This window comes from Micromonospora sp. NBC_00821 (genome assembly GCF_036347035.1).
In the GTDB taxonomy this organism is placed as follows: domain Bacteria; phylum Actinomycetota; class Actinomycetes; order Mycobacteriales; family Micromonosporaceae; genus Micromonospora; species Micromonospora hortensis.
Map to the genome: position 1 here is coordinate 6443265 of NZ_CP108880.1, position 14919 is coordinate 6458183.

Consider the following 14919-nt stretch of genomic DNA (forward strand, 5'->3'; position numbering starts at 1 on the left):
CGCTTCTGGTCGCCCCGCCCGGAGAACTCCGGACACAACAAAGAGCGCCTGGGGCCACAATCCCGCCAGGCGCACACAGAGTCTCTGGTAACCAAAACTGCAACCCGGTCAACCTACCACGGTTTTCCCCGCCATGGTCAATGTTGGGCAGAATCCTCGGGCAACTGGGCGATCATGGCGGTGAGGCCCGTCACATCCAGCAGGTCGGCGGGCCGTACGGTCACCCCATGGCGGACGTAGTGGAACGCCGCGCCCACCCGATCGACCGGCACGCCGGCCAACTCCGCCCAGGCCAGCCGGTACACCGCCAGCTGCACGGCGGCCACGTCGGCCGCCGGCCCGGTGGGCTGCGCGCCGGTCTTCCAGTCGACCACGTCGAACCGGCCACCCGGCCGGGCGAAGACCGCGTCCATCCGGCCCCGCACCACCACTCCGGCGATCACAGTGGCGAAGGGCACCTCCACCTCCACCGGTGACCGGTCGGCCCACTCGCTGGCCAGGAACCGCTCCTGAAGCTCGATCAGCGCCTCGTCGGGTGCGGCATCGGCGTCGGCCGCGCCGGGCAGCTCGTCCAGGTCCAACAGGCGGTCGGCGCCGAAGCGCTGCTCCAGCCAGGCGTGGAAGGCGGTGCCTCGACGGGCGTACGGGTTGGGTTCGGCCGGCACCGGGCGACGCAGCGTACGGGCCAGCGCCGCCGGATCGCGCCGCAGCGCGACCAGTTGGGTGACGCTCAGCGCCCCGGGCAGCGCCACCTCGACCGCACCGGAGAGCCGGGTCAGCTCGGCGCGCTCCGCCAACAGCAGGTCCGCCTCGCGCTGCCAGCGCGCCACCTCCGGATCCACCTCCGGCTCGACCGTTTCGGCCTCGATCGACGGCACCGGCCCGGCAAACACCGGCCCGACCTCCGACCCGACCGGCGACACCGGCCCGACCGGCGACACCGGCCCGACCGGCCCGGCGAGCACCGGCCCGGGGAGCACCGGCCCGACCGGCCCGGGGAGCGCCGCCGTCGGGCCGTCGGCCATCAGGCGACGCACCAGCCCGGCCGCCTCGGCCAACGCCGGCCGTCGACCGCCCAGCGGGTCGGCCGGCCACTCCGCGCGGAGCACCACCTCGGCAGTGGGGTTCGTCGCGTCGGGAGTCGGCTCCGGCGCCCACGCGTCGATCAGGTGCCCCGGCCCGCCGTCGAGGCAGGCGTCGTACACCTCACGCAGGAAGACCGACGGACCTCGCGGTCGCTTCGTGCCCTCCCCCCACCAGTAACCGGAGCAGAGCAGCAGCCGACGCGGCCGGGTGACCGCCACATACGTCAGCCGGCGTTCCTCCCGCTCGTCGTGGGCCCGCCACGCGTCGGTGAAGTCGGTCACCGCCCGCGCCACGGCCCGCTGGTCCCCCGCCTCGTCGAGTGCCAACTCGGGCAGCCCGTCGGCGTCGCCGCGCAGCGGGAACGGCAGCACGCCCAGCCCACCCAGCCAGTGGTCGGAGTTGCGCACCGGCCCCGGCCACAGACCACGACTGAGCCCGGCCACCGCGACGACGTCCCACTCCAGGCCCTTGGCGGCATGCGCGGTGACCACCTGCACCGCGCCCTCCACCACCTCGACCTCGCCCGGCGCCAGACCGCGCTCCTCGTCCTCGGCGGCGGCCAGGTAGGACAGGAAGCCGGACAGGGTCGCGCCGGGCGTCTCCCCGCTGAACCGGGCCGCCACGTCGCCGAGCGCGTCCAGATGCCCCCGGGCCAGGCCCGCGTCGCCGGCGCCGTCCCGGCCGGCCCGCACCGCGACCTCCACGTCCAGGCCGATGGTCCGCTCGATGTCCGCGATCAGGTCCGGCAGCGCCTGGTCCAGCCGGTAGCGCAGCAGCGCCAGTTCCCGGCCGTACGCGCGCAGCCGCGCGAACCCCTCGGCCGAGTACGCCTGCGCCGGCCCGAGGTCGGCCAACGCCTCCACCAGGGTCGCCTCGTCCAACAGGTCGGGGCTGATCTCCGAGGCCTCGTCGGCGGCCACCTGTCGCCGGGCGTTCGCGATGGCCCGCGCTCGTCGGTGCAACGCCACCAGGTCACGTGGCCCGATCCGCCAACGGGCACCGGTGAGCAACCGCAGCAGCGCGGCGCCATCGGTCGGGTCGGCCAGGACCCGCAGCGTGCAGACCACGTCGCGCACCTCGGGGGTGTCCAGCAGGCCACCCAGCCCGACCACCTCGACCGGTAGGCCCCGCTCGCGCAACGCCGACTCGATCGCCGGGATCTGGCTGCGCACCCGGACCAGCACGGCGGTCGTCGGGCGGCGGTCCACCGGGATGTGTTCCGGGGTCGCGCCCGGCATCCCGGCCGCCCCACGCCAGGCGGCCAGCACGCTGTCGGCGATCCAGTCGGCCTCGTCGGCGTACGTGGGCAGCATCGCGCAGTGCACGGTGCCGCCGGCCGCGCCGCCCGGGCTGCGGTGCGGGATCGGGTCCCGGACGGTCAGCGCGGAGCGCAGCTCCGGCACCCGGGCACCCGCCGCCCGCAGCGGGGTGGAGAGCGCGTTCGCCACCCGGAGGATCTCCGGGCGGTTGCGCCAGCTCGTGGTGAGCCCCAGCGCCGGGGCCGGTTCACCGTTGGCGCGGGCGAACTCGGTGGGGAACCGGTCCAGGGTGCCCGCGCTGGCCCCCCGCCAGCCGTAGATCGACTGGCACGGGTCGCCCACCGCGGTCACCGGGTGCCCGCCACCGAACAGCGCGTTGAGCAACACCACCTGGGCATGGCTGGTGTCCTGGTACTCGTCGAGCAGCACCACCCGGAAGCGGTCCCGCTCGATCACGCCGACCCCCGGGTGGTCCCGGGCCACCCGGGCCGCCCGGGCGAGCTGGTCGGCGAAGTCCATCGCCTCGAAGTCCTCCTTGCGCCGGGCGTACGCCCGCACCAGCGGCAACAGGCGCAACCGGGTCTGCTGGAGGGTGAGCGCCTTGCGCACGTCCGCGTACACCCGACCCGGCCGGGACTGCACCTCGGCGAAGAACCGACCGGTCCAGGCCGCCAGGTCGTCCGGCGCGACCAGATGCTCGTCCAGCTCCCCGGCCAGCGCCAGCACCGCGTCGGTGATGGTGCTCGGCATCCGGTCCACCTCGGACATGTCGCCGTCGTAGTTACGCACCAGCAGGTCGACCAACTGCCAGCGGGACGCCTCGGTGAGCAGCCGGGTGGACGGCTCGTAGCCGGCCCGCAGCCCATGCTCGGTGACGATCCGCCCCGCGTACGAGTGGTAGGTGGAGACGGTGGGCTCACCAGCGAGCGGATCGTCCAGCGGGTCCCGCCCCTGCCGACCGAGTCGTCGGATCAGCTGGTCGAGCCGGGTCCGTACCCGATGGGCCAGCTCGCCGGCCGCCTTGCGGGTGAAGGTCAGCCCGAGGATCTGCTCCGGCCGCACGTACGAGTTGGCCACCAGCCAGACCACCCGCGCGGCCATCGTCTCGGTCTTGCCCGACCCGGCGCCCGCGACCACCAGCAGCGGCTCCACCGGGGCGGCGATGATCGCGGCCTGCTCCCGGGTGGGTGCCGGCAACCGCAGCAGCTTAGCCAGCTCCACCGGTGTGTAGCGGGGGCCGGAGTCCGCGAGTCGGGGCGTCGGCGCGGGGCCCGCGCCGAACAGGGTGGGCTGACTCACCGTGCCGTCTCAGTTCGTGACTGCGGGGCTCGCAAGCTCACTCCTCGCCCTCACGGGTGCCGTCTCAGTTCGTGACTGCGGGGCTCGCAAGCTCACTCCTCGCCCTCACGGGTGCCGTCTCAGTTCGTGACTGCGGGGCTCGCACGCTCACTCCTCGCCCTCACCTGCGCGTCGGACGGTGGGTGGCTCGACGACCTGACGACCCTGCCCGGAGACCGGGCAGCTGGTGCGCACCGGGCAGACCCGGCACTTCGAGTTGGCCACCGCGGCGAACGTGGCGGCTGCCATCGTATCGGCGGTCCGCCGGACCAGCGCGGTCGCCCAACCGGCCGCCGGACCCTCGCTGGCGGCCGGCTGATTCTGCTCCCTGGCGTCCTTGGCGGAGGTCCCGAGCTGCACCAGCGCGGCGCCCCCGGACTCGTCTCCGAACTCGGCGAACGCGCCCGCCTCCACCGCCGCCTGGTAGGCGCCGAGCTGCGGGTGCTCGGCAAGGTCGGTGCCGGTGACAGCTGTGGACTTGCCGGTCTTCAGGTCGATCACCACGAGCCGCCCGGCCTCGTCGACCTCCAGCCGATCGACCCGACCGGTCAGGTCGATGGGCCGGTTCGGGTCGTCCAGGCGCACGGCGAACTCGTGCTCGATGGCGAGCAACCTGCGCGGGTTGGTGGCCAGCCAGCGCAGCAGCTTGTCGACCATCGCCTCGGCGCGTTCCCGCTCCGGCCCGGCCATCCAGCGGGCCGCCAGCTCGATCGCGTCGAACCGGGCGGCCACGTAGTCGAGCAGCGCGCCCCGGTCGGCGCTGGCGTCCTCGGCGAGCATCGCGGCGGCGTGCACCAGGTTGCCCACCCCCTGCGCGGTGCTGGTCGGGCCGCTGCCGCCGTGCCGTTCCAGCAGCCAGCGCAGGCTGCACCGCAGCGCACTCTCCATGGCCGACGGGGTGACCCGCACCGCGTCGCCGTCGTCGACGAGCGGCCGGTCGTCGGAGAGCACCCGCAACCCCCACCAATCGTCGGGGTGCGCGCCGGGCACCCCGGCGGCGGCGAGCCGGGCCAACTCGGCCGCCGCGGCGCGCCGCCGGGCCGCCGGAGCCGCCGGGTCGGTGATGGCGGTACGCAGTTCCGCCACCAACGCCGGCAGGGTGAGCGCCCGTGGTGGACGGGTCACCGGCAGTGCTCCGGGACGGCCCGACTCCTCGTCACCGGTCTCACTCGCCGCAGCACCCCCGTTGCCGCCGGAGGACGGCTCGGTGCGGGGACCGGGCGGCGGGCCGGGCGTGCTCGGCGGGGTCGGTGGCGTGCTCGGCGGGGTCGGTGGCGGTGTGCTCGGGCCCAGCTCGTGCAGGAACCGGCTGGGTTGCTCCTCGTGGTCGTCGCCGCCGACGGCGGCCGACGCCACGGCGCTGACCAGCAGCCGGTGCCGGGCCCGACTGATGGCGACGTGGAAGAGTCGACGCTCCTCGTCCAGCAACGCCGAGGTCTGACCCACCACGTTCGCCGCTGTGGCCCCGTCGACCGACCGGCCGGCCAGCACGTCGACCAGGCGCTCGGAGCCCAGCAGGCTGCCGCGCAGCCGCAGGTCCGGCCAGATGCCCTCCTGCACACCGGCCACCGCCACCAGGTCCCATTCCAGGCCCTTCGCGGCGTGCGCGGTGAGCAGGCGTACCGCCGCACCCCGGTCGGCGGTCGGGGCGATGGTGTCGGCCGGCAGGTCCTGGGCGAGCACGTGGTCGAGGAAGACCTCGGTACGCGCGCCGGGCAGCCGGTCGGTGAACCGGGCCGCCGCGTCGAAGAGGACCAGCACGGCGTCCAGGTCGCGGTCGGCAGCCTCGGCCCGTCGACGCCGGGCCAGGTCGCCCTCGCCGGCCTCCGGACGCCCCTGGTTGATCGCGCCGGCCCACCGCTCGGCGAGACCACTGGCGTGCCAGACGGCCCAGAGCACGTCCTCGGCGGTCGCACCCGGCCGGGCGGCGGCTTCGCGGGCGATGGCCAGCAGCCCGGCCACCGCCTGCGCCGGCTCCGCCCAGCGCCGCTCGATGCCGGCTAGCTCCTCCGGATCCTGCAGGGCCTCGACGATCAGCTCCCCGGAGGGCCGTCGGTCACCGCCGGCCAGGGCGAGCGCCCGCAGGCCCTGCCGCAGCCGTCGCTCGGCCAGCGGGTCGGCCCCGCCGAGCGGCGAGTGCAGCAGCGCGACGGCGGCCTCCTCGTCGAGTCTCTCCGGCTCCAGCGCGCAGCGCAGCAGGAGCAGCAGCGGCGCGACCGCCGGTTGCAGGTGCAGGGGCAGATCCTCACCGTGCACCACAGTGGGTACGCCGGCAGCGTGCAGCGCCCGTCGCAGGGTGGGCAGCTGCAACGCTGTGGACCGCACCAGCACCGCCATCCGTGACCACGGCACGCCGTCGAGCAGGTGGGCCGAGCGCAGCGCGTGGGCCAGCCAGGCGGCCTCGCTGGTCGCCGAGCGGAAGGTGTGCACCTCGACCACGCCGGGCGGCGCGTCCGGCAGGGGGTGCAGCCGACGGTGCGCGGCCGGGCCCCGCAGCCGCCGACCCAGCCGGGCGATCGCCGCGAGCAGACCCGGCCCGGCCCGGTACGACGTGGTCAGCAGCACCTGCGCGGCCGGCGCGCCGGATGCCGTCCGGAACCGGTGCGGGAACGTCGCCACCCCGGCCGGGTCGGCGCCCCGGAAGGCGTACGTGGAGGAATCCGGGTCGGCGAACGCGACAAGCGACTTGCCACCGCCGGCGATGACCGAGAGCAGCTCCAGTTGGGCGGGGTCGGTGTCGGCCAACTCGTCGAGGTAGACGTACGCGAGCCGACGACGCTCGGCGGCCAGCAACTCCTCGTCGTCGCGCAGCAGCCCGGTGGTTGCCCGGACCAGCTCCGCCGGGTCGTACGCGATGGAGCCCCGGTTGCTGACGTCGCGCAGCGCGAGCACTGCGACGTACTCCCGCAGGAAGCGGGCGGCGGCCGGCCAGTCGGCGCGACCGAGCCTCTCACCCAGCCGGGCCAGGTCCATCGGGCCCACGCCGCGCTCGGCGGCGCGCATGAGCAGGTCGCGCAGTTGGCCGGCGAACGCCCGGGTGCGCAGGGCGGGACGCAGGTCGGTGGGCCAGCCGACCGGGTCGTCCTCGGGCTCCTCGCCCACCACGTCCAGCAGCTCACGGATGATCAGATCCTGCTCGGGGCCGGTGAGCAGCCGGGGCGACGGTTCACCCCGCTCGGCGGCGGCGCGGCGGAGCAACCCGAAGGCGTACGCCGGGAAGGTGCGAACCAACGGCTCGCGCAGCACCCGGTGGCCGTCCTGCGCGATCCGGGCCTCGATGCGCTGTCGCAGCGCGGTGGCGCCTCGGCGGCCGAAGGTCAGCACCAGGATCCGTTCGGGGTCGACCCCCTCGGCCACCCGGGCGGCGACCGCCTCGACCAGCGTGCTGGTCTTGCCGGTGCCCGGGCCGCCGAGCACGAGCATCGGCCCGTCGGTGTGCCCGACCACCTCGGCCTGCACCGGGTCGGCCCGCCAGCCGTCGCCGACGACCAGCTCGGGCCCGGCCACACCATCGGACCGACTCGACGTGCCGACGCCGCCCCCGGACGTGCCGCCGCTGGCGGGCCCGGAGGCGGTGTCAGGCGTCGCCCCGTCCCCCCGCGCCGGCCTCTCGGGCCGCCGCACCAACCGGTACGCCTGCATCAGCTCATCCCATCAGACCCATACGACACCACCCAGTCCCCACCCACTCCCCCTCACCCCAACATCCACCCCCGTCGATCATGAAGTTAGCGGCGCGACACGCCGAGAGCGACGTCGCTAACTTCATGATCACCGCGAGCGGGCCGGGACCGGCCCGGGATGCGGTGGGGTGGGGTGGGGTGGGGTGGGGTGGGGTGGTCAGGTCAGGTGGGATTCCAGGACGTCGAGGGCCTCGGTGACGGTGGTGGTGACCGTCAGGAGGTCGCGGCCGGCGGGCTTGAGGAAGGTCTGGTCGGCCAGCGCGTCGAGCCAGTCCAGCAGGGGGCGGTAGAACCCGTCGGTGTCGATCAGCACCATCGGCTTGGTGTGCAGGGCGAGGGTGGCGGTGGTCCAGACCTCGAACAACTCGTCCAGGGTGCCCAGCCCGCCGGGCAGGGTGAGGAAGGCATCCGACTTGTCGATCATCAAGGTCTTGCGGCTGGCCATCGAGTCGGTCACCAGCAGCTCGTCCGAGGCCAGGTCGGCGACCTCCAGATCGACCAGCGACTGCGGGATCACGCCGACGGTGCGCCCACCGGCGGATCGGGCGCCGTCCGCCAGCGCGCCCATCATGCCGACGCAGCCACCACCGCTGACCAGCGTGTGCCCGCGCCGGGCCAGCTCCGCGCCGGTCTCGGCGGCCAGGTCCAACCAGCGCTGATCGAGGGTACGAGAGGAGGCACAGAAGACGCAGATCGCCGCCATCAGTCGTGGTCCCGAGCCTGCTCGGCGGCGGCCTGCTGGTCTGCGCCGGTGCGCGCGACAGCCTCCTCGCGAACGGCCTCCTGCTCGGCGGAGAGCGCGGCCTCCGATTCGACGATGTACCGGACCGCCTCGCTGACGTCGTCGGTGAGGCAGATCAGGTCCAGGTCGACCGGCCCGATCTTGCCGGTGGCGGCCATCGTGCCGCGCAGCCAGTCCAGCAGGCCCTGCCAGTAGGCGACGCCCATGAGCACCACCGGGAACCGGGTGACCTTGCCGGTCTGCACCAGTGTGAGCGCCTCGAACAACTCGTCCATGGTGCCGAACCCGCCCGGCAGCACGACGAACGCCTGGGCGTACTTGACGAACATCGTCTTGCGGGCGAAGAAGTAGCGGAAGTCGATGGCCAGGTCGACCCAGTCGTTGATGCCCTGCTCGAACGGAAGCTCGATGCCGAGCCCCACGGAGAGCCCACCGGCCTCGCTGGCGCCGCGGTTGGCGGCCTCCATCACGCCGGGCCCACCTCCGGTGATCACCGCGTAGCCGGCTCGGGCCAGTGCACCGCCCAACTGCTCGGCCAACTGGCACTCGGCGCTGTCCGGCGCGCTGCGCGCGGAGCCGAAGACGCTGACCGCTGACGGCACGTCGGCGAGGGTGTCGAAACCCTCGACGAACTCGGCGAGGATGCGCAGCGCGCGCCAGGCGTCCTTGGTCTTCCAGTCACCCCGCCCCCGTGAATCCAGGAGTCGCTGGTCGGCGGTGCTGCTCGGGATCGCCCCTCTGCGCAGGGTGACCGCACCGCGATGCCGCTCCTGTCCCGGACCGCGACCGGCCTCCCGCCCGTTGCTCTGGCTCATGGGGCAACCGTAGTGGAGCAGCACCGGCCGGGTGCGCGGGGCGGGGACGCCGAGAAATTGTTCGGGATCATGGGCAACTATTCGGCGCTCCCGTACGTCTTACTATTCACATACCGGGTATGCCCCGGCGCGCGCCTTCGGGGGAGGAGACAGCGTGATCAGTAACAGCGAGATGATCCGGATCCGTCGCCAGATGCAGCGACGGATCCGAGACGTGGTGGCCGAACGCCGCCGCATCCGTCAGCAGAACCCAATCCCCGTCTCCCCCACCCCATCCGGAGCCGATCAAGAGGTTTGCGTCGCCGACAACGGGCCAGGCTGACGCAAACCTCTTGATCACCGGTGCGACCGGACGTGACGGGGCGACCAGGGTCAGGCCGGGGCCAGCCAGCGGTGCAGGGTTGCCGCACCGTCGCGGATCTTGCTGATCTCGACGTGCTCGTCGGGGTGGTGGGCGAGGTTCGGGTCGCCCGGGCCGAAGTTCAGCGCGGGGATGCCCATCGCCGCGAACCGGGCTACGTCCGTCCAGCCCAGCTTGCCGATCGGCGCGGCGCCGACCGCCGCCAGGAACTCCTTCGCGGGTGCCGCGTCGAGGCCCGGCGCGGCACCGGCAGCCGTGTCGGTGACTGTCACCTCGAAGCCGGCGAACACCTCACGCAGGTGCGCCTCCGCCTCGGCCGGGGTGCGGTCCGGGGCGAACCGGTAGTTGACCTCGACCTCACAGAGGTCGGGAACCACGTTGCCGGCCACCCCACCGTTGATCCGCACCGCGTTCATGCCCTCGCGGTAGTCGCAGCCGTCAATGGTGACTCGGCGCGCCTCGTACGTCTGGAGGCGTCGCAGCACCTCGCCGGCGGCGTGGATGGCGTTGACCCCGTGCCAGGAGCGCGCCGAGTGGGCGCGTACGCCGGTCGTGGTGACCACCGAGCGCATGGTGCCCTGGCAGCCCGCCTCGACGATGCCGTACGTCGGCTCCAGCAGCACCGCGAAGTCCGCCCGCAACCACTCCGGGAGCGCCTGGGCGACGAGGTTGAGCCCGTTGTACCGCGACTCGATCTCCTCGGCCTCGTAGAAGAAGTACGTCACGTCGTAGCGCGGCTCGGGCAACGTCACCGCCAGGTGCAGCGCGTACGCGGTGCCGGACTTCATGTCGGAGGTGCCGCAGCCGTACATCAGGTCGCCGCGCATCGTCGACGGAAAGTTGTTGTTCAACGGCACCGTGTCGAGGTGCCCGGCGAGCACGACACGCTGCGACCGACCGAGGTCGGTACGTGCCATCACCGTGTTGCCGTGCCGGTGGGTGGTCAGGTGCGGTACGCCCCGCAGCACCTCTTCGACACAGTCGGCGATCGCCTTCTCGTTGAGGGACACGGACTCTATGTCGACCAGAGCGCGGGTCAGCTGCACCGGATCGGCGAGGACCTCGGGGGTCAGCGGGTTCTCCATGGTTCGCACGGTACCTTCAGGTCTGTCAGCGCGAGGAGCGAGCCGAGGTCAGCCCGGCCGTGACCGAGAGGTGTAACAGTGACGTCCGCAGATTCCGCCTGGGGCATCGGCCTGGCTACGGTCACCGCCGACGAGCAGGTGCTCGATACCTGGTACCCGACCGGCAAGCTGGGCCTGGGCGAGCTGCCGCTGGTCGCCGGCGAGGACAAGGCGGACGTGCTCGACCTGCCGCCGGCCGCGCTCGGTGACCGGTCCCTGCCTGGCCTGCGTACCGTGCAGGTGGTGACCGTGATCGGTTCGTTGGACGACCCGATCAAGGACGCGTCCGACGCGTACCTCCGGTTGCACCTACTCTCGCACCGCCTGGTGCGACCCAACCAGCTCAACCTGGACGGCATCTTCGGCAAGCTGGCAAACGTGGCCTGGACGTCGGCCGGGCCGTGCCCCCCGGAGCGGGTGGACGAGCTGCGGGTGATCGAGCGGGCCGCCGGCCGGCACCTGGCGGTGTACGGGGTCGACAAGTTCCCCCGGATGACCGACTACGTGGTGCCCTCCGGTGTGCGGATCGCCGACGCCGACCGGGTGCGCCTCGGCGCGCACCTGGCCGCCGGCACCACTGTGATGCACGAGGGCTTCGTCAACTTCAACGCCGGCACCGTCGGCACCTCGATGGTCGAGGGGCGAATCGTGCAGGGTGTGCTGGTCGGCGACGGCTCCGACATCGGCGGCGGCGCCTCCATCATGGGCACCCTCTCCGGCGGCGGCACCGACAAGATCAGCATTGGTGAGCGGAGCCTGGTCGGCGCGAACGCCGGCGTCGGGATCTCACTCGGCGACGACTGCGTGGTCGAGGCCGGCTGCTACATCACCGCCGCGTCGAAGATCACGCTCCCCGACGGCCGGGTGGTCAAGGGCCGGGAGCTGTCCGGCGTCGACGGCCTGCTGTTCTGGCGCAACTCGGTCACCGGCGCGCTGGAGGCCCGGCCGCGCACCGGCCGGGGCATCGAGCTGAACGCCGCCCTGCACGCCAACGACTGACGGCCCCGCCGGGTCCGCGGCGCTCGGCCGCGGACCCGGACGGGGTACGCCTCAGCGCAACCGGTACGCCTGGATGATCCGTTGGGTCACCGTGTTGCCGGCGGTGTCCCGTGCGGTGGCCCGCAGCGACACGTGGCCGGCACCGGCCGGATGCCGCAACACTGCCGACCAGCCGTCGGCCGAGGTGCGGACCAGCTTCGCCTTGCCCCAGGTCTTTCCGCCGTCGTACGAGACGTCGACGGTGAGCTTCTCCACCCGGGTGGCCGGCGAGCCGGGCTGCCGCTGCACCCGTACCGGTACGACGAAGCCCTGACCGGCCGGTGCGCTGTTGTCGACCCGCAGTGGCGGCGCGAAGCGCACCGCCGACAGCGGCAGTCGGGCCGGCGTCTCACCGGCGACGTGCCTCGACCGGAAGGTCCAGCTGGACTCCACCTCGGTGCTCAGGTCGGTGAAGCTCCGCTTCGACGACGTGACGAGCCGGTAGTCCGCCGCACCCGGTGGCACCGTGAACTCCCCGTAGCCGGCGTACTCGCTCTCGCCGACCAGCTTGCCGTTGCGCCAGAGCTTGGTGTGCTCACTGTCGCTCAGCGAGAAGCCCGGGTGCCCGGCCGCGTCACTGAAGATCGGCACGTCGACCAGGATGGTGTCGCCGACCCGGGTGACGCTCTGCTGCGGCCAGCGCGGGTTCGGGAAGGACGGTCCGTAGGGCGCCTGGTTCCAGATCTCCTGGACCGTCCGCCCGGCCCGGTACGCGGTGGAGGTGGAGACGAGCGCTGCCTTCGGGATCAACCACCCTTCCTCGTCCACAGTTCCGAAGAGGATTTCGGATTCCCACTTCACGCCCTTGGTGTTGTAGTACTCGACCCGCTGGCCGGGCACGACGGTGGGCAGGATCACGGCCGAGTAGCCGACGTTGTACTCCAACTCGGGGAGCACGATCCGCTCGGCCTCCATGCCCGGGTAGCCACCGCGGAACTGGTGCACGACGGTGGCCAGGTCCCGTCGGGCGTAGTCACGCACGAACCCGGTGGGCATTCGGCCCGGGATCGCCTCGGCCAGCGCGTACAGGTACGGACTGTTGGCCGAGTCCGGCGTGGTCCAGTTGCTGCTGACGGTGGCGACGAACTTGTCGGCGGAGACCGGCTTGCCGAGCTGACCGCTGGTCAGGCCGGTGAACGTCTCCGCCCAGAGCCCGACGCCGTACCCGCTGCCGTCGTCGGCGGTGAAGTTGGCGCTGAGGTCGATCAGTTGCGGGACGGCGGTCCGGTCCGGCACTGTCGTCCGTACCGGCTTGGCCCGGCGAGCGTCCACGACGATCCGGGTGTCCTGATCGACAGTCAGTTCGGGCTGTGCCAGCAGGGACATCCCGCGCTGCTCATCCTCCGGGCCGGGCTCGAAGACGAGGCCGGTCAGGCCGTAGTGCCCCTTGGGCACCCGCACTGTGGCCACTCCGTCGGAACTGACGAGGTCCCAGAAGCTGTAGGTGTCCAGCCCGACCAGGGACGTCCAGTGGTCCGCCGTGCGAGCGCCGGCCCGGTTCAGGTGCTCCACTGTGAGCGTGTAGCTCTCGACCTCCCGGTGCACCGCCAGTGGAGTGACAGCGACCGCCGCACCGGAGCGGGCCACGATCCGACCGGTCCAGTAACCGTCGGCGCCGCCGAGCCGGGTGTCAGTGGTGACGGTAGTGGCGGCCGTGCCGCCCGCGGGCACTGTGAGTTGGCTGGCACCCAGAACGAACAGGCCGGCCGGTAGCGCCCGACCGCCGGGGCCCGCGCCCTCGATGCTCAGGTCCACTGTGACCGCTGCCGGGCCGTCGTTGCGCCAGGTCACCGTACGGGTGATCGGGGCGTCGTCGGCGTGCGGCCAGAGCGTACGCCCGAACGAGACGCTCACCGGGTCGGTGGTGATCTGCTGGGTGATCGCGTGTGCGACGTCGACCCGCCCGGCACCCTGCTGGTAGGCGGTCTGGTCCGGGTGCGGCTTGGCGGCGGCCATCAGGGTGGCCTTGAGCCGGTCGGCCCGCCATCCCGGGTGCTGCTGGGCCAGCAGCGCGGCCGACCCGGCCACGTGCGGGGTCGCCATCGAGGTGCCGGAGAGCGTGACGTAGCGGTCCCCCACCGGATCGCCGATGACGCCGGTGGCGGACCGCGCGGCGACGATGTCGACGCCGGGCGCGGTGATTTCCGGCTTCAGCGCGTCGTCGCCGACTCGCGGTCCCCGGCTGGAGAATTCGGCCAGCTCGTCGTCGCGGTCCACAGCGCCCACGGCGAGCGCGGCGTCAGCGGAGGCCGGGGAGCCGACCGAACCGTCCGAGCCGTCGTTGCCGGCGGCGATGACGAACAGGGTGCCGGTCTGGGCGGTGAGGGTCTGCACGGCCTCCTCGACCGGGTCGACCTCCGGGGTGTCCCAGCCGCCGAGGCTCAGGTTGACCACTGCGGCCTTCTTCTCCACGGCGGCCCACTGCATCCCGGCGAGGATCGCCGAATCGGTGCAGCCCGCGTCCTCACAGACCTTGCCGTCCAGCAGCGTCGCGTCCGGCGCCACACCCCGGTACTTGCCACCGGAGGCGGCGCCGCTGCCCGCGATGGTCGAGGCCACGTGGGTGCCGTGGCCGACAGTGTCCCGAGCGTCGGCGACCTCGGTGAAGTTGCGCGCCTCGGCCACCTTGCCGGCCAGGTCCGGGTGGGTGGCGTCGACGCCGGTGTCCAGCACCGCGACGGACACCCCCGTGCCGGTGAACCCGGCCGCCCAGGCGGCGGGCGCGCCGATCTGCGGCACGCTGTGGTCGAGGGTCACCCGTCGATGACCGTCCAGCCAGATCCGCTCGACGCCCCCCGCCGCGTCGAGCCGGGCCCCAGCGGGACCGGTGACGACCGTCTCCCACACCGCGCCGAGGGAGGACTTCTCGCTGTTCAGGGCGGCACCGCGAATCAACGGCAGGTCGCGGGTCAGCCGCGTGCCGGGCAGAGCGGCCGAGGCACGCTTGGCGGTACCCGTCGAGCCGTACTCCACCAGCAGCGGCAGGGTGTTGCGGTTGGCGTCGTCGTAACCTGCCTCGACCAGCCCGGTGACGTCGAAAAGTCGCCGGTCCACCCGACCGGAGCGCAGCAACGGCACCGCGTCCGTCGGCGTCACGGTGAGGCGGCCGCGCTCGCGCTGGACCAGGAACTGCACGTCCTCGCGGCCGGCGCCGGGCCGGACCGAGGCACCGGACGCGGTGACGGTGACCCGGTCACCGGTGATCAGCGTGACAGTGGTCGAGCGGTTGGTCGGGTGTCCACCCGGAGTGGACTGTTGGTCGGCGTCGCCCGGTGGGGCGGGCACGGCGGCCGTGGCTGAGGCGGGAGCCGGCGCGGAGAGCGCCAGCGCGAACACGAGGCCGAGAGCGGCCAATTTTCTTCCCTGGTGCAACGGATCCTCCTCGTCAAGCGTCTTGATGGATGGAGTCACATTGACAACCCAGAATTGCATACCGGGTATGTAAAATGAAGGCCAAAAAATGACGGACCCGC

8 protein-coding genes are annotated in these 14919 nt (G+C 72.8%); 2 read left to right on the forward strand and 6 right to left on the reverse strand.

Features of this window, described 5'->3' with window-relative positions; all coding sequences use genetic code 11:
* Positions 1-137: 137 nt before the first annotated feature.
* The 4 genes from OHB44_RS29560 to OHB44_RS29575 all read right to left on the reverse strand — a co-directional run bounded on the left by OHB44_RS29560 (position 138) and on the right by OHB44_RS29575 (position 8923).
* Positions 138-3644, reverse strand: coding sequence for an ATP-dependent helicase (locus tag OHB44_RS29560; protein ID WP_330438921.1), 3507 nt, complete (start codon positions 3642-3644; stop codon positions 138-140).
* 147 nt (positions 3645-3791) lie between these two features.
* On the reverse strand, positions 3792-7325 hold the full coding sequence (locus OHB44_RS29565; protein ID WP_330438922.1) for an ATP-dependent helicase: 3534 nt from the start codon (positions 7323-7325) through the stop codon (positions 3792-3794).
* Positions 7326-7523: 198 nt separating this feature from the next.
* Entirely contained in the window at positions 7524-8069 is a 546-nt protein-coding gene (locus OHB44_RS29570; RefSeq protein WP_112675715.1) for a TIGR00730 family Rossman fold protein, read from the reverse strand.
* Positions 8069-8923, reverse strand: a complete 855-nt coding sequence (locus OHB44_RS29575; RefSeq protein WP_238686737.1) for a TIGR00730 family Rossman fold protein — start codon at positions 8921-8923, stop codon at positions 8069-8071. The genes OHB44_RS29570 and OHB44_RS29575 overlap by 1 nt, the downstream gene beginning before the upstream one ends.
* Positions 8924-9077: 154 nt before the next feature.
* On the opposite strand from OHB44_RS29575, the gene OHB44_RS29580 reads away from it, so the two are divergent.
* Complete coding sequence (locus OHB44_RS29580) at positions 9078-9245, forward strand: hypothetical protein (protein ID WP_238686736.1); 168 nt, start codon at positions 9078-9080, stop codon at positions 9243-9245.
* Positions 9246-9295: 50 nt separating this feature from the next.
* Here the strand turns inward: OHB44_RS29580 and dapE are convergent, their stop codons facing one another.
* Positions 9296-10369, reverse strand: coding sequence for a succinyl-diaminopimelate desuccinylase (gene dapE, locus OHB44_RS29585; RefSeq protein ID WP_330438923.1), 1074 nt, complete (start codon positions 10367-10369; stop codon positions 9296-9298).
* A gap of 78 nt (positions 10370-10447) precedes the next feature.
* Here dapE and dapD point away from each other — a divergent pair, with 78 nt between their 5' ends.
* Positions 10448-11407, forward strand: coding sequence for a 2,3,4,5-tetrahydropyridine-2,6-dicarboxylate N-succinyltransferase (dapD, locus tag OHB44_RS29590; protein ID WP_238686734.1), 960 nt, complete (start codon positions 10448-10450; stop codon positions 11405-11407).
* A 51-nt stretch (positions 11408-11458) separates the two neighbouring features.
* On the opposite strand, the gene OHB44_RS29595 is transcribed toward dapD, so the two are convergent.
* Complete coding sequence (locus OHB44_RS29595) at positions 11459-14878, reverse strand: S8 family serine peptidase (protein WP_442932633.1); 3420 nt, start codon at positions 14876-14878, stop codon at positions 11459-11461.
* Between the last annotated feature and the right edge of the window lie 41 nt (positions 14879-14919).